The following is a 17,735-nucleotide window of genomic DNA, read 5'->3' as shown; positions in this document are numbered from 1 at the left end:
CGGAGGAAAGGACGTACCCGCGCATGGGCATCCCGCGTGTCGCGACCGTCGCCGCGTTATGCGCCGTGGCCCTCGCGATCCCGCTGTCCCCGGCCGCCGCCGAGGAGCGGACGTCAGGCCCCGCACCGCAGCCCACCCGGGAGGTGAGCATCACCGGCCCCGGCCTCTACATCCCGCAGACCCGCGCCTTCAAGCTTGCGCAACGCGAGGAGTTCCCCGGCCTCCTGGACCGGACCCACCGGCTCACCGGCCAGGAGAACGGCCCCTTCAAGGAGCCGGCGCCGCCGGAACCCCGGCCGGACCTGTCGGCCTTCGGGCCGGGCTGGCGGGCGGAGTTCCTCGGCGGCCTGACCGGCCGGCTGCTCGACCTGAACGACGACCACGCCCGGACCGTCGAACTCGACGAGGGCGAGACCACCCGGTACACCCTGCGCGACGCCGAACCCGGCCGCCGCACCTACCGGGCCGCCACCGGCTCCGTCCTCACCGTCACCACCGCCCAGGACGCGCGGACCGGCCGCACCGTCACCCGGGCGACGGAGACCATCGCCCAGGGGGCCGGCTCCGGCGCGGACGGCTCCACGGTCAAGCCCGCCGACCTCGACCTCGTCCTCACCTGGGAGCACGTCGCCGGCGCCTGGCGCGTCACCTCCGCCGGCACGGCCGCGTACGGCACCTCCACCGTCACCTACGACGACCAGGGTCGCGTCACCGCCATGACGGACCTCGACGCGGGCGCCGGCCCGGAGACGAAGCTCACGCTGACCTACGCCGGGACGACGACGGCCACCACGGACAAGCCGGGCGACTTCGCCGGCCGCCTCGTCTCCGTCAGCAGCGAGTCCAGGCAGAGCACCGCCCGGCGGAACGCCACGTACGCCTACGACCCGCAGGGCCGCCTGCGCACCGCCGTCCTCGACGACGGACGCACCTCGGCCTACTCCTACGACGCCCAGGGCCGCCTGACCCGGATCACCACACCCGACTCGGGCACCTGGACCCTCTCCTTCCCGGCCACGGGCAGCCGCCCGAAGGCCGCCCTGGAGCGGCCGCCCGCCACCGGCGCGCCCCGCGCCGGCCTCCTCAACTACCCGCCGACCTGCCCGTACGCGTCGCAGTGGCTGTGGCACACGCAGGCCGAATGCGAGGCGGACCCGGTCGCCCACTACGGCTGGCAGCCGTCCGGCCCCAGGACCACCCCGACCGGCCACACCGTCATGGGCATCAACCACGACCACTGCAGCTCACCGACCGGGAACACGCCCGGCGGCTACGACTTCACCGCCGCCTGCGACATGCACGACTACGGCTTCGGGGTCATCGGCAACTCCTACAAGCTCCCGAACGTCACCCACCACATGACCCCTGACAAGAAGTCGGCCGTCGACGACGTCTTCTACACCACCCTGACGGACCGCACCTGCCCCGCCTACGGCTCCCCCTTCGGGTGCAGCGCCTGGGCCTGGACGTACCGCCAGGGCGTCCGCCTCGGCGACCCCCGCAACGGCGCCGACGCCACCCCGAACAACCCACCCACCCTGGCCAGAAGCAGGACCTGACCCCGTAGACCAACACACCCACCCCGCAAAGCCGAGGCCCAACCCCGTTGAAAGCAGCCCGCCCCGAAAGGTGAGGCCCAACCCCGTGAAAGCAGCCCGCCCCGAAAGGTGAGGCCCAACCCCGTGAAAGCAGCCCGCCCCGAAAGGCGAGCCCCAACGCCATTGACCAGCCCATCGCGGAAAGGCGAGGCCCAACCGCGTTGAAAACAGCCCATCCCGGAAAGGTGAGGCCCTAACCCGCTGAACTCGCCCGCCCTGGAAAGCAAGGCCCCAACCCGACAACGAGCCCACCTAAGAGGTGAGGCCCAACCCCTGACAACGGGTCTCATCCCAAGAGGTGAGGCCCCCAACTCCCAACAACCAGCCTCATCCCGATGGGTGGGGCCCAAACTTGACCCATCCGTCCTCGCCGACCGCTTTCCCGCGGCCCCGGCGAGGACACCCCACCGACCGCTTTCCCCAAGGCCGCGGAAGGCCGCTCCACCGGCGGCCAGGGCATGCCTCGCGGTCGAGGAAGGACACGCAACCGACGACCTCCCTCCCAGCCGGGGAAGAACGCTCCACCGACGGCCACGGGGCATTCCCGGGGTCCGGTGAGGACGTACCACGACGGCCACGACCTCCCCTTGTGGCCGGACGAGGATGCCCTACCGACCGGTGGAACGGGTGAAGCCGATCAATCCGGTGGAAAGGACCACGAACAACATGAGGAGCAGGCCATTGGCAACGTGGGTGGCGGGAAGTTACGCGGCACTGGTGATCCTTCTCGGGATCGTGGCCTGGTTCACCTCCCGGCGCGGCGTGCCGGACGCCTTCACCATGATCCAGACGTTGATCACGCTACCGCTGAGCTACGTCGTGTCCCGCACGACTCTGAGCGGACTCGGCTGGATCCTGGCCGTCGACCTGGTCGGCCTGATCCAGGCCGGCGCACTCTGGCTAGTCCTCGGCGGCCTCAAACACTGACCCCGCTCCGCCCTCCGACGCAACCAAAGCTTTTCCCCAGCACACGCCCCGTGCCACCCCCGAACGTCCCACCACCAAGCCCAAGACCAGCATCAGCCCGTGAACGCCCACGAACCTCCTGCGCACGCCCGGGAATGCTCACGAGCCCCTGCCGGCATCCGGGAATGCTCACGAGCCCCTGCCAACGTCCTGTCATCGGCATGGCCGGAGCCCTTCAGCGATCGAACCCACCGGCACCCTGAGCCGGCCCGGACAGATCATCCAGCATGGCCAAGGTCTGATCGACCAGTTCCCCGAAGGCCCGATCCCACTCCAGAAGCCCACCGGAAAGGAGCCCACCGGAAAGGCCGGCCTGTGCCCCGCCCTTGAGCCCTCCGCCATCGACCAGCCGAGCCAGAGTGACCATGTCACTCGCATGCTCGTCACGCAACCGCAGAATCCGGCGCTTGGCCGTGTCAAGCCGTTCTTGCGTCACCATCGCCGTCCGATCTCGTCGTGGCCGGTGTGTAAGCCGATGCGGCGGTGGAACGCCCAGGCCGAAAGCATCGTAAACCCACCCGCAACCCCTCCGAAGTCGAATCCCCCCATCCCGCCGAAAAACCTATAACCCAAACCCCTCCAAATCCCCGCAAAACCCAGAACCAACACCATGCCGACCCACTCTCACCACCTCACCGGGAATGATCCCCAGCCCTGCTCCCCTTCCGGCCTCACCCGGCCTTGTCCAGCAGAACAGGTTTGAGCTGCCGGAAAAACTCGACCGCATCCGCCAGCGCATCCCTGCCTGCGGCGTGCTCCACGATGTTGACGGTGAGAAGACGCTTGTAGTCGGGTGTCCATCCATAGACAAACGCTATGGTCTGCCCTTGCGCGTTCTTCCGCCGCGCCGCGAACCCTGGCCCCAACCCCTGGGGAAGGTCTTGCCCGTGTGTGGACGTCTTGGTCTTCTCCAGGCCTCCGGGGCTCGTAGGAGGTGGTGCGAAGACTTCGATCATGAGTCCTCGCTCATCTTGTCTGTCCGGGCTCGCGCTCACTGTACAGGACTCGAAATCTCGCCCCATATCCGTCTTTGTGCCGAACGCGTGATAGGTGGTGAGTCCTGTTGCGATTTGGATTGCGTTGGCCGAAATCAAATCGCATTCTCGCGGAGGATTGGTAACGATGCCCAGAGGCCGATGATCCGGTGCCGAAGCAGGTGAGGACATGCATCCGGTGGTCAGGGCGAAGACAATGAAAGTCGAGACGATCAGTGATTTGATCCTCATGGGCCACTCGCGGAATAGTATGTTTTGGCACTTGCAAAACCGATCTCAATGGCCTCATCCGGCGGGCCGAATATCCGGCCAGTCTCGTTCAGTGACAACCATTCGCCGTAGGACCTCCGCTCCTCGGCATTCATGCTCGCCCATGACTTGATCTTCCCGCCGGTCATGAAGCAACCATCTGAACCAGGGGAGAAGTCCCTGTATTTGTATGGGTGCGTCCCGGCGGGGACGGCGCCATCGCCAAACAGGCCATGACGCATCATCGTGGCGGCGGTGAGGTCGGTGAACATGTGTTTGGCCAATGTCGTTGCGCTGTCGGCGTTCGTGCGCACCGTGTCCTCGTGGCTGGACCTCGTCTGCCCGAGAATCAAGACCTTGGCTTCGTCCACGAGGAGGCCGATCAATTTTCCCTGCGGTCCCGGAGCGAGTTCTACGACCTGCTCGGTCATCGCCTTGAAGGTGGCGAAACGTGCGTCGGCCGCCTTTGCCGCTTCGATATCGGAGATATGTGCGGCGTCGGTGATCACCCAGGTTGTTCTACTCAAACCGCGTGTTGCCCGGGTGAATTCGGCGCCTCCGCTACGGCTCATACGATCTTCGAGGATGTCTTGCCGGGCGGCGTTGAGTTGCTGTGGGGTCGCCCCTGGATGTGTCTTTCGCCATTGTGCGAAGTCCGCCCTGACCTCGGCGGCGATCTTGCCGGCGACTTCGTCCAGCATCTTGGTCGCATAGACGCCGTGCGCGGCGACCACGGTGCGGAATGCGTCGTCGTCTGCGAATGCCCAGCTCATCGCTCTCTTGATGCTGGTGGCGTCGAACAGCGCGCCATACGGTTCCGTGCCGTGCAGATTCTTGTCGGGGTCCTGATATGCCATCACGCCAGGAACCTCCTCGCTGAAGGCTCGCGTGGCTCGGTGTACGTCGCCCGTGTACTGGGCCAGGATTCGGCTGAGGTGGGGGCGGGTGTTCGGGAGGTTGGATTGGGTTTTGGGGTCGCTCCAGAAGTGGACCGCCCACGAGGCGATCAGGGCGGACTTGTAGCCGCGTGAGCCGCCCGGCGGGAGGTCGTGGTCGCGGAACTCCGTGGCGGAGGCTTCGATGGCCCAGCCGAGCCGGGCGTCGGCGTCGCCGTGCCAGTGGTGCCGGCGCATCAGGTAGTCGAGCGGTCTGCGCTGCGGGTCGGTGAAGAAGTCCTGGGCGACGGCGGGGTGGTGGGCCAGGGCGAGCAGGGCCGTGCCCATGGGGCTGAGGTCGCCGGGAGGGGCGTCCCTGGGGCCGGGCATCGACCAGGGGTCCCGGGGCAGGGACGGGTCGGGCGGGTGGGCGAGGTCCCGGTCGTACAGTTTGCGGACGGTCGTGAGCAGGAAGGCGTGGCCGAACTCCCCGTCCTGCAGCAGCCCTCGCACCGCGAACGCGTCCTGGGGGTTCTCGATGCCGTCCACCAGCCGGTCGGCGTAGTCGTCGGGCAGGCTCATCCGGCCCGCGCCGCGCGAGGCGGTGCCGAGGAGCCTGGCGAGCATGGTGACGAGCCGGTCGGGGGTGCCGGCGTCGAGCTGGGACGGGCGGGCCGACGTGGGGAGCCCGGCTCCGTAGGCCCTGTTGATCAGGGCCTTGAGCTCGTGCGGCGGGACCTCCATGGCGAAGGCCATGGCGAAGTACGGGTCGTTCGCGTGCCGTTCGAGTTCGGCCACCAGGCGAGGGTCGAGGGAATGACCGCCGAGCTGTTCGCGTAGTTTCGTGGCCAGCGTCCTGGCGGCGGCCGCCCCTTCGGCGGGGGATTTCGAGAGCCAGGCGGATTCGTTCGCCCAGAGGATGCCGTCGTCGCCGGAGACGCGGTCGGGTTCGGCGAGGATCAGGTCGAGGCGGCCTTGGAGCGCGGGGATCTGGTCGCTCATCTGACGGCCGATCGCACGCAGCGGGGAGGGGCCCCACAGCGGGATGCCGAGTGACGTCAGCGCGTGTTCCACCTGCCGATCGACGTCCGGGATGATGCTGCTGGCCCGCTTCATGCCGTTGATCAGCCGCGTCATGAGCAGGGGGTCGATGCCGACCATGGCGCTCACCGGGACGTCGCCCCCTGGCCGGGCTCGGTCGGCCGGAGCGAGTCCAGGAGCGACAGGGCGCGGGTGAAGCGGTCTTTGAAGCCCCGGTCCCAGGCGCGCAGGTCGGCGGCGAGCCGGTCGCCGGCCGCGCCTTTGAGCGCGCCGTCATCCACCAGCCGGATGAGCGCGGTCACCTCGTGCGCGTGGTGGTCACGCAATTGTTCGATGCGCCGCCTGGCGGCGTCGATTTGTTCCCGCGTCGCCATCCTCGCCTGATCTCGTTCGTTTCATGGAACGGGTACGCCGAACCCATGGCATGGTAACCGGAGCCCGGCGACGGAGCACGCGGGAATTCGCCGTCCCTGCTGAACGGCTATGGGACGGAATTGAGCCGCCGGCGGTTCGTGCCGTTTGGCCGAGTTGTGCGGGAAGATATCTCGACGCTTATATCAATGGAATAGCTTGATATCTCGCAGCAAACGCCGACATGTCGTCGCAGCCGGCTAGAGCCAGTCGCGGCGTTTGAAGACCGTGTAAAGGGTCACGCAGACGGCGGCCATCAGCACGATGGCGAACGGGTAGCCCAGCGCCCAGTGGGTCTCGGGCATGAAGTCGAAGTTCATGCCGTAGACCGTGCCGACCAGGGTCGGCGCGAAGAGGATGGCGGCCCAGGCGGAGATCTTCTTGACCTCCTCGCCCTGCCGGATGCTGGCCTCCGTCATCCGTGCCATCTCCTCGTTCTGGGCCTGCGTCACCAGCGTCGAGTTGACGACCAGGATGTTCTGCAGCATCTGGCGGAAGGACGAGATGCGCTCGGTCACGGTGATCGCGTGGTCGGCCACGTCGCGCAGGTAGCTCTGCAACTCGTCGGTCACCCCGTACTTGCGCGCCCCCGCGATGAAGCCGTGGATCATGCCGACCAGTGGCGCCGTGGCCCGCTGGAACTCGATCACCTCGCCCGACAGCTCGTAGACGCGCCGCGACACCGACGGGTCGCCGCCGAAGACCTGGACCTCGATCTCCTCGATGTCCTTCTGCAGCCCGGCGACCACCGGCGCGTAGCCGTCGACCACGGCGTCGAGGATGGCGTACAGGACGGCCTGCGGGCCCTGCCGCAGCAGGTCGGGGTCGGACTCCATGCGCTTGCGCACGGACTGCAGGTCGGGGGCCTCGGCGTGGCGTACGGTGATCACGAAGTTGGGGCCGACGAAGACGTGCAGCTCGCCGAACGCGACCTCCTCCACGTCGTCGAGGTAGCGCGCGGCCCGCAGCACCACGAACAGCGTGTCACCGTAACGGTCGGACTTGGGCCGCTGGGAGCCGACGATGGCGTCCTCCAGCGCCAGCTCGTGCAGCTCGAACTCCTCGCCGAGCTTGACCAGCTCCCACTCCTTCGGCCGGTAGAGCCCGATCCAGGCCATCGCGTCGGGCATCTGCTTGAGGCGTTCGAAGGCGTCGGCGAGCGAACCGGGGTTGTCGATGCGCTCGCCGTTCTGGTAGATCGCGTTGTCGATGACGGTCGGGCGGTAGGGCCGCTCCTCCTCCAGGGCGCGCGGGTCCATCGAGTGCTCGGGCGCCTCCTCGCGGACCTCTCCGCTGCGCCTGAACCCCTTCGCCCTGGCCATGGCCCCTCCACTTTCGGCTATGACGGGCTCAGCCCGTCGAGCTGCGCCGTCGCGCGGTCCCTGATGGTCTTGCGCCACATCGGTGTCCATCCGAACAAAAGCCCATGTGGCCTGCCAAGTGCCATTTTCGACCATCGTTTGAAATCGAAGTCGTCGTGATGGCGAACAATCAGGTCGTCCTCGAACCTGAACAGCGCGTCGATCTCGTTGACGACCGCACGCCCCGTGCTGGAGAAGGTGTAGCGGGCGGTCCAGTGGGCGGTGCCGGTGAAGTCGTCGGCCGTCACGTCGCGGTACTCCGACTTCAGCCCGTCCCGCACGCCGAGCTGCAGCCGCCACATCCTCATCACCCTGTCGCGCCCCTCCACCTCCTGGAAGATGGGGTCGCCGAAACTCACCTCGGGGTGGTAGCAGCGCTCCATGGCCGCGAAGTCCGCGCGGCCGAGAGCGTCGTAGAAAGCGCTGATGAGCGCCACGTGCCGATCGTTCACTCTTCTATCAGACCACGCCCGGCCCGTTGTCCCGCCACGCGGTCCTGAGCGGAGAGGGAGGGCACGCGGGCCGGGACGCGAGCCGGGACGCGAGCGCGCGGGGTCAAAGCCGGTACGAAGCGGGCCCCAAGCGGGCTGGCCCCAAACGGGCCCAAGGCGGGCCCGCAGCGAGTCCCGAGCGGGTCCGGGGTGAGTCCCGAGCGGGCCCGCAGTGAGTCCCGAGCGGGTCCGGGGCGAGCCCCGGGCGGAGTCCGATGCGGCTCCCGGGCGGGGTTGTTCCCTTCCCGGCACATCACCGGCCTTCTCCGCTCCGGACGGCGGGCCGAGCGGTTAGGGTTTCTCCTCGATGGACAAGTTCTGGGCCCACCTGATCAAGGTGCAACCCGACCCCGACCCCCGGGTCGTGCTGGGTTCGGCGCTGGCCGCGCTGCTGATCGTCGGCTTCCGCATGCCCTGGCAGGTGTCCCGGGGGCTGATCACGATCGCCCACGAGGGCGGCCACGCGCTGATGGCGCTCCTCACCCGCCGCAAGCTCGAAGGCATCCGCCTGCACTCCGACACCTCGGGCGTGACCCTGACCAGGGGCAGGCCCACCGGGCCCGGCATGGTGCTGACCGCGCTCGCGGGCTACCTGGCGCCCCCGCTGCTGGGCCTGGGCGCCGCGTGGATGACCGAGCAGGGCCTCATCACGCTGCTGATCTGGGGCGTGCTGCTGCTCCTGGTCTGCATGCTGCTGCTGATCCGCAACCTGTACGGCGCGCTGATCCTCCTGGTCACCGGCGGCGCGGTGTTCGCCCTGATCATGTACGCGCCCGCGCAGGTCCAGCAGGTCGTGGCCCTGGTCGCGGCGTGGTTCCTGCTGTTCGGCGGGGTCCGGCCGATCATCGAGCTGCAGCGCAAGCGGCGCAGGCGGCAGGCCAGGGACTCCGACGCCGACCAGCTCGCCCGGCTGACGTTCCTGCCCGGCGGGTTCTACGTGTTCTTCTTCCTGCTGGTGTCCCTGGTGTCGGTGGCGTTCGGCGCATACCTCATGAATCCCTTGTAGCCACTGCGGTCCCACTAAACTCCATAGGGCAACAGGGGGAGAGTGCAGTGCTGCCAGTCGAGGACGCGCCCGGCTACCGGGTGCTCGATCAGGCCGGCCAGGGCGGGTTCGCCGTCGTCTACCGCGCCTACCAGGAGCGTCTCGACCGGGTCGTGGCGCTCAAGGTGCTGTCCGTGGACCGGGTCGACCAGCGCACGATGCGCAGGTTCCAGCGCGAGCTGCAGCTCACCGGCCGCCTGACCGGCCATCCCAACGTCGTGACCGTCTTCGACACCGGCGTGACGAGTTCGGGCAAGCCGTACATCGCGATGGACTTCTTCGAGCACGGCTCCCTCCGCGACAAGGTCCGCAAGGAGGGGCCGCTGCCGGTGCTCGAGGTGCTGCGGGCGGGCGTGAAGCTGGCCGGGGCGCTGGCCGCCGTACACGACGCCGGGGTGCTGCACGGCGACATCAAGCCGCAGAACATCCTCATCTCCCGGTACGGCGAGCCCGCGATCGCCGACTTCGGCGTTGCCAGGGTCGTGGACGCCGCCGAGATCTCGGCCACCTCGCAGGCGTTCACCCCGCTGCACGCCGCCCCCGAGGTGCTCACCGGGCAGCCCCACTCGGTCGCCTCCGACCTCTACTCGCTCGGCTCGACCCTCTACCACCTGCTGGCCGGCCGGCCCGCCTTCCACAACCCGGACGACCCGTCGATCGCGCCGCTGATGTACCGGGTGCTGAGCCTCGACCCGCCGCCGATCAACCGCCCCGACCTGCCGCCGGCGGTGTTCGAGACGGTCCTGCGGGCCATGTCCAAACAGCCCGGAACACGGTACGCGTCGGCGCGCGAGCTGGCCCGGCGCCTCCAGGCGGTGCAGGCGGAGCTGGGCCTGCCGGTGACGGACCTGATCGGCCAGGACGCCGGCACCCCGGCGACCCCGGCCCCCGGCCCGCACCACCCCCACACCCCCGCGACTCAGCCTCCCGGTCCGCACTCCTACGCCCCGGCGACTCAGCCTCCCGGCCCGCACTCCTACCCGCCGGCGACCCAGCCTCCCGGCCCGAGCGCCGACGTGCCCGCGCGGCGGCCGGAAGTGGCGTACCAGCAGGACGCTGGTGGCGTCGGGCCCGTCGCCACGGTCCGGCCGGACTCCCGGGGCGGGTCGGGCGGGCGCAGGGGGATTCTGATCGGGGTCGCGGCCGTGGCCGTCCACCTCTCGCTCCGGCCCCCCGCCACCGGCGCCGCCCAGCCCGCCCAGACCCCCGCCGCCCAGGACACCTCCGCCCCGTCCGGGAGGCAGGACACGTCCGCCCTGGTCCCGCGCCAGGTCAAGGTGACCGCCGACCGGGGCGTGGTGGTGGAGCTGCGCTGGTCGCTGCCCGCCGCCGCCCGCCGCCACCCGGTGGTCCTGCAGCGCTCACCCGGGGAGAAGGAGCAGCACACCCTCACCGCGCTCGGTCAGGGCGTCACCTCCACCCGCGTGGCCGGCCTGGACCGGGAGCGTGGCTACTGCTTCCTGGTGGGAGTTCCCCTGGAGATCTCCCGCTCGTCCGTCGTCGCCTGGTCCAAGCCGGCCTGCATCAGGGGCGCGGTCGCCGCATCGACCCAGTGACCGCGGCCCACCGACCGGCCCACCGACCGGCCCACCGCGCCCACCGACCGGCCGAGTGATCGGCGCAGGGTGCTTCACGCGGCGATCAGCCCAGAAGCTTGCGGGCCGCCTGCTCGATCTCCTCCTCCGACATCAGCACGTGATCGGCCGCCCTCCCGAGCGGGATGAAGCTGTCGGACGAGGTCACCCGCGCCACCTTCCCGGTGAACCCGGCGTCGATCAGCTCGGTCACGATCCCCTCGGAGACGCCCCCGGTGCGCCGGGTCTCGTCGGCGATGAGCACGTTGCCGGTCAGCTCGGCCGCGCGCAGCAGGTCGTCGATCGGCAGCGGCGCCAGCCAGCGCAGGTCGAGCACGCGGCAGCCGTAGCCCTCCTGGGTGAGCCGGACCGCGGCGCGCAGGCTCATCCGCACCCCGTTGCCGAACGTCACGATCGTCAGGTCGCGCCCGTCGCCGTAGGAGCGCGCCCGCCCGATCGGCACGTGGGTCTCCGCCCAGCGCGCGGGCGGCGCGTACGGGGCCGTCCAGCCCCCGTCGTCGGGCTCGAACAGGTCGCGCGTGTGGTAGAGCGCGATCGGCTCCAGGAACACGCACACCGACCCCGACGTGCGGGCCGCGGCCAGGCAGGTGCGCAGCATGGCGGCGGCGTCGTCGGGGCGCGCGGGCGAGGCGATGACCAGCCCGGGGATGTCGCGCAGCGCGGCCACCGCGTTGTCGTTGTGGAAGTGGCCGCCGAACCCCTTCTGGTAGGCGTACCCGGCCACCCGCACCACCATCGGGTTGGTGTAGGCGCCCCGGGAGAAGAACGACAGCGTGGCCGCCTCGCCGCGGATCTGGTCGAGCGCGTTGTGCAGGTAGGCGAGGTACTGGATCTCGGGGACCGGCAGCAGCTTCGACACCCCGGAGCCGAGCGCCAGGCCCAGGATCGCCTGCTCGTCCAGCAGCGTGTCGAACACCCGCCCGGCCCCGAAGCGCTTCTGCAGCCCCCGGGTCACGCCGTAGACGCCGCCCTTCTTGGCGACGTCCTCGCCGAACACCGTCATCTCCGGATAGACGGCCAGCGCGTCGGCGAGCGTGCGGTTGATGGCCTGGGAGAGCGTCATCGGCCGGTCGTTCTCGGGCAGCGCGCCGGCGAACGCCTTCTCCCTGACCGGTGCCGAGGCCGCCATCGGGCTGATCTTGGCGATCAGCTCGGGCCTGCGCGGCGCGATCGGCTCCATGATCTGCTTGGCGGAGCTGAGCCGCGGGCTGCGGGAGATCTCCAGGGCGATGCGCAGCACGTGCTCGCGCGCCGACTCGTACGTCTTGAGCAGCTCCTCCGGCGTCTCCAGCCCCGCCTCCACCAGCAGCTCCGCCGTGCGCAGCAGGGGGTCGCGCGCCAGGTCGGCCCTGATCTCCCGCTGGGTGCGGTACGCCGACTCGACGTCGGAGCCCGCGTGGCCCATCAGCCGCACGGTGGACAGGTGCAGGAACGCGGGGGAGCGGTGCTCGCGCACGTGGGTCACGGCGCGTACGGCGGCGTCGTAGGCGGCGGCCAGGTCGCAGCCGTCGGCGGCGATGTACTCGATGCCGGGCCGCCGCGCCGCCGCCTCCACCCACCCCTTGGGGGTGCGCACGCTGATGCCGATGCCGTTGTCCTCGCACACGAACAGCAGCGGCAGCGGCTGCCCCTGGTAGGTGGCGTAGGCGGCGGTGTTGAAGCCCGAGAGGGCGCTGGCGTGGTTGATCGAGGCGTCGCCGAAGCTGCACACCGCGACCGCGTCCTCCGGCCACGCGGCGCGCACCCCGAGCGCCCGCGCCCGCTCGATGGCGAACGCCACGCCCACGGCCCTGGGCAGGTGGCTGGCGATCGTGGAGGTCTGGGGGATGACGGCCAGGTCGGGATGGCCGAACACCTTGTGCCGGCCGCCCGCGATCGGCTCGTCGGCCGCCGCGGTGAGCCCCATCAGCACGTCGCGCAGGCCCTGCTCGGGCAGCCGCCCCGCCTGCTCGGACCTGGTCAGGTAGAAGGCGCCCGAGCGGTAGTGCAGCAGCGCCGGGTCGGTGGGGCGCAGGGCGGCGGCGACGGCCGCGTTGCCCTCGTGGCCGGCCGAGCCGATCGTGTAGTGGCCCTCATCGCGCTCGCGCAGCCAGCGGGCCGCGATGTCGAGCAGCCGGCTGTCGAGCTGCCGCCGGAAGAGCGCCGCGCACTGCTCGCCGGTCAGGGAGGTGCCCTCCCGGACCGGAGACCCCGGATCTCGCGCCGGGCCCGCCTTGAGCGTCTCGACCGTTTGGGTGAAATGAGTCTCAACTGTGTCCCGCGCCACAGCATCGATTATGTCTTTCATCGGCTCCGGCGTCTGCCGGAAGCCGGTGACTGTTGGTGGAGCGGTCCGATTGACCGGCATCTATAACTGTTTGTCAGAATTCCCAACTTTCCCGGCGGACCGCACGTCTACTAGAGGCACACGTGGCACCCTCAAGGCCGCGTTGAAGCACTGGGGTCTCCAGGAAAGGAACCCGCATGTTACAACGCATTCGTGTCGCCGCCCTCGCCCTCGTGGTCGGCGCCGGGGCGCTCGCCCTGGCCCCGCCCCCCGCGACGGCGGCAGCCGCCCCCACCATCTCGGACGTGACCATCAGCCCCGCCCCGCCGATCGTCGTCTTCGACGACGACGTCAGCGTCACGTTCACGTTCACCACGACCGGCACCGACAAGGCCGAGCTCAAGGTCGGCGGAGCCGCGGTCGCCGTCACGCCGGCCACGGTCTCCGGCGGCCTGAAGTGGACGGGCACCAGGTCCTTCGGCCCCGGTGCCGCCGGCAAGGTGAGCTACACCGCCACCGCCGTCGGCGAGGGCAACCCCGCCAAGTCGGGCACGTTCGACGTCGTCAAGGCGCTCACCACCACGTTCGCCGACTTCGACGCCAGCCCCGACCGGGTCGAGAAGGGCGAGACCCTCAGGCTCTCCGGCCGCCTCTTCGCCGACGGCAAGGAGTACGACGACCAGACGGTCTCCATCTCCTTCCGCGCCCGCGGCTCCGCCGACTACCGCGAGGTGGCCAAGGCGAAGACCGTCCGCGGCGGCTGGTTCGGCGCCCGCGTACGGGCCGAGGCCACCGGCTGGTGGCGCGCCCAGTTCGCGGCCACCGGCGTCGCCCGGGGCTCCGTCAGCGACGCCGACAGAGTGGACGTCAGGCGGGGCGCCCTCGCCAGCCGCATCGCCGGCTTCGACGTCCGGCCCGAGCCCGTGGACAAGGGCGACCGGCTCACCTTCAGCGGCGCCCTGCGCGTCGAGGAGCGCGGCGGCCTGCCCGGCCAGCGCGTGGGCATCTACTTCAAGGCCGACGGCTCGCGCAGGTGGGAGTACGTCACCAGCGACGTGACCGGCCGCCACGGCCGCTTCCACGCCTCCGCCGAGGCCGTGACCTCCGGCTGGTGGCGCGCCGAGTACCGGGGCACGCGCGGCGTCAACGGCTCGGTCGGCAACCCCGACTGGGTGCGGGTCGAGCAGCCCGCCCCGCCGCCCGAGGAGAAGGCCGACAGCCGGCTGATCAGGTTCAACGCCTCTCCCGAGCCGGTCAAGCGCGGCAAGTACCTGAGGTTCGGGGGCCTGCTGCAGATCGACGACGAAGGCTCGTGGGAGGGCTACGAGGGCAAGGTGGCGCTGTACTTCAAGCCGCTGGGCGCCCGGAAGTGGCAGTACGTGAAGTCCACCTGGTCCGCCGACAGCGGCCGGCTCCACACCAGGGTCAAGGCCTGGAACTCGGGTCACTGGAAGTTTGTGTTCGCCGGTGACGAGGACGCCTACGGCGACCACAGCCGCAGGGACTACGTCCGCGTGCGCCGCTGACGCGCCGGCACGGGAACGAGGCCCAAGGGGCACCACCCCGGGCCTCGTTTCCTTTTCCGCCTTTAGATGGGCCGCCTTAGTTGGGCTGCCTTAGTTGGGCTGCGGGTCGGCCAGCTTCGCGTCGATGCCGACCAGCAGCGCCTCGATCCGATCGAACCGGCTGTCGTGCCCACCGAGCCGCTGGTCGATCCGGTCGAAGCGGCCGTCCTGCGTGTCGAGCCGCTGGTCGATCCGGTCGAAGCGGCCGTCGTGTTCGTCGAGCCACTGGCCGAGCTTGTCGATCCGCAGGTCCCGTAGGCCGGTGTCGTTGTGGATCGTCTGCGCCAGCTGGGTGACCTTGGTCAGGTCCGACTGGAGCACATTCAGTTGCTTTCCGAAGTCGGTGAAGCGCTCTTCGACCTCGCCGAAGCGCTCGTTGATCACGAGCCGGACGTCGCCGATCTCGTGCTCGATGACGGTGAATCGTTCGTCGACCGACGCCTTGAAGCCGGTGAGCTCGGTCTTGACGCCGCTCAGGTCGGTCTTGACGGTGTGCAGGTCGACTTTGACGTCGCCCAGTTCGGTCTTGACGCTGCTCAGGTCGGTCTTGACGGTGTGCAGGTCGACTTTGACGTCGCCCAGTTCGGTCTTGACGTCGCCCAGCTCTGTCTTGACGTCGCCCAGTTCGGACTTGACGTCGCTCAGCTCCTTGTCGAGCCTTGCGAAGCCTTTGTCCATCTTGTCGAGGATGTTATTGCCGACAGTGTCCACGCGGGAGTGGAGCGTGTCGAATCGTTCTGCGATGGTGGAGCCGGGCATGCCACTGACCGTAACCTGCTCGAGCTTCGCGACCCTGATCTGCAGGTCACGACACGTCCTTCGAAGGTCGAACATCATCGGGTGCGCTCCTTTACGCGCCTGAGGGAAGGGTGAAGCCGCGCGGCACATCCGGAAAGCTACCCTCCGTACATGATCGGCCGCAGTCGGATGCGAAAGCCAGTCCTATTCCGTCTTCCTGAGACGTGCGGCTTGGCCTCCGACAACGCCGGGGCGACGATGTGTCGCGACAATTGCCTCACCACGGCACTGTCCGAAAGTTAACGACCCTTAACGGACGGCGGCGGCGATCGCGGCCCGTGCCATCGCGTGCAGCATCGGCCGCATGTCCTGCGCGGGCAGCTCGCCGGCGCTGTGCGGGGTCGAGTTGAGCAGCCCGAACACCGCGTGCGTGGCCGCGCGCAGCCGGGCCGCCGGGGCCGCCGGATGCAGCTCGGCCAGCACCGTCACCCACTCCTCGACGTAGAGCCGCTGCAGCCGCCTGATCTGCCTGCGGGCCGGCTCGGGCACGTTGCCCAGCTCCCTGTCGTGCACGGTGATCAGCGCGGGATGCTCGATCGCGAACTCGATCTGCACGTCCAGCAGCGCGTCCAGGATCTCTTCCGGGCCCGCGGCGGCGGTGGTCACCACCGTGACCGCCGACTCGCGCAGCCGCGAGCTGACGTCCAGCAGCATCTCCGACAGCAGCGCGTCCTTGCCATCGAAGTGCCGGTAGAGCGCGGGGCCGGAGACGCCGACCGCGCCCCCGATGTCCTCGATCGAGACGCCGTGGAAGCCGCGCGCCGCGAACAGCCGGGCCGCCGCCTCCAGGATCTCCGCGCGCCTGTTGCGCCGGGTGCGGGTAGGTGTCGGAGAGGCGGTGGTCACGTCTCACATGCTAGACGATGAGGTTAATGATGACTAACATCCGTGCCATGAGAGGGGACTCATGAGCAGTGACTGGCCGGTGCTGAAGTCGGCCGCGGACCGGGGCGGCGAGGCGTACAAACGCAACGCCGAGCTCAACGAGCGGCTCGCCGCCGAGCTGCTCGAACGCCTCGCGGCCGCCGCGCCAGGCGGGCCCGAGCGGGCGCGGCGGCGGCACGTCGAGCGGGGCAAGCTGCTGCCGCGCGACCGGGTGGACGGCCTGCTCGACCCGGGCTCCCGCTTCCTGGAGCTGTCGCCGCTGGCCGCGAACGGCCTCTACGACGACCAGGCCCCCGCCGCGGGCATCATCACCGGGGTCGGCCGGGTCTCGGGCCGCGAGTGCGTGGTCGTGGCCAACGACGCCACCGTCAAGGGCGGCACGTACTATCCGCTCACCGTCAAGAAGCACCTGCGCGCGCAGGAGGTGGCGCTGCACAACCACCTGCCCTGCGTCTATCTCGTCGACTCGGGTGGAGCGTTCCTGCCCAAGCAGGACGAGGTGTTCCCCGACCGCGAGCACTTCGGCCGCATCTTCTACAACCAGGCCACGATGTCCGCGCGCGGCATCCCGCAGATCGCCGCCGTGCTCGGCTCGTGCACGGCCGGCGGCGCGTACGTCCCGGCGATGAGTGACCAGGCGGTCATCGTCCGCGGCCAGGGCACGATCTTCCTGGGCGGCCCGCCACTGGTGAAGGCGGCCACCGGCGAGGAGGTCACGGCCGAGGAGCTGGGCGGCGGCGACCTGCACGCGCGCGTCAGCGGCGTCACCGACCACCTGGCCGAGGACGACGCCCACGCGCTGGCCATCGTCCGCGACATCGTCGCCACGCTGGCCCCGCGCGCCCCCCGCCCCTGGGAGACGATCGCGCCCGAGCCGCCCGCGCACGACCCGCGCGACCTGTACGGCATCGTGCCCGCCGACACCCGCCAGCCCTACGACGTGCGCGAGGTGATCGCCAGGATCGTGGACGGCTCGCGCTTCCTGGAGTTCAAGGCCGAGTACGGCGCAACCCTCGTCACCGGCTTCGCCCACGTCCACGGCCATCCGGTCGGCATCCTGGCCAACAACGGCATCCTGTTCAGCGAGTCGGCGATGAAGGGCGCGCACTTCATCGAGCTGTGCGACCAGCGCCGCATCCCCCTGGTCTTCCTGCAGAACATCAGCGGCTTCATGGTCGGCAAGGCCTACGAGGCGGGCGGCATCGCCAAGCACGGCGCCAAGATGGTGACGGCCGTGTCGTGCGCCAGGGTGCCCAAGTTCACGGTGGTGATCGGGGGGTCGTTCGGGGCGGGGAACTACGCGATGGCGGGGCGGGCGTACTCGCCCAGGTTCCTGTGGATGTGGCCGAACGCCCGCATCTCGGTCATGGGCGGCGAGCAGGCCGCGAACGTGCTCACCACCGTCGGCGACGCCGACCCCGACGCGATCAGGGCCCAGTACGAGCACCAGGGCAACCCCTACTACTCCACGGCCAGGCTCTGGGACGACGGCGTGATCGACCCGCTCGACACCCGCACGGTCCTGGGCCTGGCGCTGTCCGCGGCGGCCAACGCGCCGCTCGAACCCGCCGGTTTCGGCATCTTCCGGATGTGA

At 69.7% G+C, this 17,735-nt stretch carries 15 protein-coding genes; 6 read left to right on the top strand and 9 right to left on the bottom strand.

Annotation, left to right across the window (positions count from 1 at the left end; genetic code table 11):
* Positions 1-23: 23 nt before the first annotated feature.
* Positions 24-1,559 carry a phospholipase A2 gene (locus tag IO39_RS29020; RefSeq protein WP_052423513.1) on the top strand — a complete coding sequence of 512 codons (1,536 nt, stop codon included), beginning with the start codon at positions 24-26 and terminating at the stop codon, positions 1,557-1,559.
* Positions 1,560-2,216: 657 nt separating this feature from the next.
* A complete protein-coding gene (locus tag IO39_RS29015) occupies positions 2,217-2,525 on the top strand; it encodes an SCO4225 family membrane protein (protein ID WP_157549021.1) in 309 nt (102 codons plus the stop codon).
* Positions 2,526-2,739: 214 nt separating this feature from the next.
* On the opposite strand, the gene IO39_RS29010 is transcribed toward IO39_RS29015, so the two are convergent.
* The 6 genes from IO39_RS29010 to IO39_RS28980 all read right to left on the bottom strand — a co-directional run bounded on the left by IO39_RS29010 (position 2,740) and on the right by IO39_RS28980 (position 7,933).
* Positions 2,740-3,003: a hypothetical protein gene (locus IO39_RS29010; protein ID WP_043629480.1), complete on the bottom strand. Its 264-nt coding sequence runs from the start codon at positions 3,001-3,003 to the stop codon at positions 2,740-2,742.
* A 232-nt stretch (positions 3,004-3,235) separates the two neighbouring features.
* Positions 3,236-3,790 (bottom strand): hypothetical protein, encoded by a 555-nt coding sequence (locus tag IO39_RS54940; protein ID WP_157549019.1) that lies wholly within the window; start codon positions 3,788-3,790, stop codon positions 3,236-3,238.
* Complete coding sequence (locus tag IO39_RS28995) at positions 3,787-5,844, bottom strand: hypothetical protein (protein ID WP_043629473.1); 2,058 nt, start codon at positions 5,842-5,844, stop codon at positions 3,787-3,789. The genes IO39_RS54940 and IO39_RS28995 overlap by 4 nt, the downstream gene beginning before the upstream one ends.
* 5 nt (positions 5,845-5,849) lie before the next feature.
* Entirely contained in the window at positions 5,850-6,098 is a 249-nt protein-coding gene (locus tag IO39_RS28990) for a hypothetical protein (protein WP_157549017.1), read from the bottom strand.
* 237 nt (positions 6,099-6,335) lie between these two features.
* On the bottom strand, positions 6,336-7,457 hold the full coding sequence (locus IO39_RS28985; protein WP_043629469.1) for a magnesium and cobalt transport protein CorA: 1,122 nt from the start codon (positions 7,455-7,457) through the stop codon (positions 6,336-6,338).
* A gap of 17 nt (positions 7,458-7,474) precedes the next feature.
* On the bottom strand, positions 7,475-7,933 hold the full coding sequence (locus tag IO39_RS28980; RefSeq protein WP_169789137.1) for a nuclear transport factor 2 family protein: 459 nt from the start codon (positions 7,931-7,933) through the stop codon (positions 7,475-7,477).
* Positions 7,934-8,294: 361 nt separating this feature from the next.
* Here IO39_RS28980 and IO39_RS28975 point away from each other — a divergent pair, with 361 nt between their 5' ends.
* Together IO39_RS28975 and IO39_RS51095 are read left to right on the top strand one after the other, a co-directional pair.
* Complete coding sequence (locus IO39_RS28975) at positions 8,295-8,993, top strand: M50 family metallopeptidase (RefSeq protein ID WP_043629462.1); 699 nt, start codon at positions 8,295-8,297, stop codon at positions 8,991-8,993.
* Positions 8,994-9,040: 47 nt separating this feature from the next.
* Positions 9,041-10,588, top strand: a complete 1,548-nt coding sequence (locus tag IO39_RS51095) for a serine/threonine-protein kinase (RefSeq protein WP_052423512.1) — start codon at positions 9,041-9,043, stop codon at positions 10,586-10,588.
* Between the two features lie 85 nt (positions 10,589-10,673).
* Here the strand turns inward: IO39_RS51095 and IO39_RS28965 are convergent, their stop codons facing one another.
* The gene (locus IO39_RS28965) at positions 10,674-12,893 is read right to left on the bottom strand and encodes a thiamine pyrophosphate-dependent enzyme (protein ID WP_211267209.1); all 2,220 of its coding nucleotides are present in this window, start codon (positions 12,891-12,893) and stop codon (positions 10,674-10,676) included.
* Positions 12,894-13,090: 197 nt separating this feature from the next.
* Here IO39_RS28965 and IO39_RS51090 point away from each other — a divergent pair, with 197 nt between their 5' ends.
* Positions 13,091-14,419, top strand: a complete 1,329-nt coding sequence (locus tag IO39_RS51090) for a hypothetical protein (RefSeq protein ID WP_052423511.1) — start codon at positions 13,091-13,093, stop codon at positions 14,417-14,419.
* 90 nt (positions 14,420-14,509) lie between these two features.
* Here IO39_RS51090 and IO39_RS28955 read toward each other — a convergent pair whose 3' ends face one another.
* On the bottom strand, positions 14,510-15,295 hold the full coding sequence (locus IO39_RS28955; RefSeq protein WP_043629456.1) for a hypothetical protein: 786 nt from the start codon (positions 15,293-15,295) through the stop codon (positions 14,510-14,512).
* Positions 15,296-15,505: 210 nt separating this feature from the next.
* Entirely contained in the window at positions 15,506-16,102 is a 597-nt protein-coding gene (locus tag IO39_RS28950; RefSeq protein WP_043629453.1) for an SACE_7040 family transcriptional regulator, read from the bottom strand.
* Positions 16,103-16,163: 61 nt separating this feature from the next.
* On the opposite strand from IO39_RS28950, the gene IO39_RS28945 reads away from it, so the two are divergent.
* Positions 16,164-17,735, top strand: coding sequence for a carboxyl transferase domain-containing protein (locus tag IO39_RS28945; RefSeq protein WP_043629451.1), 1,572 nt, complete (start codon positions 16,164-16,166; stop codon positions 17,733-17,735).

This window comes from Nonomuraea candida, from assembly GCF_000725485.1.
GTDB classification, from domain to species: domain Bacteria; phylum Actinomycetota; class Actinomycetes; order Streptosporangiales; family Streptosporangiaceae; genus Nonomuraea; species Nonomuraea candida.
This window is presented reverse-complemented; position numbering and strand designations above follow the sequence as displayed.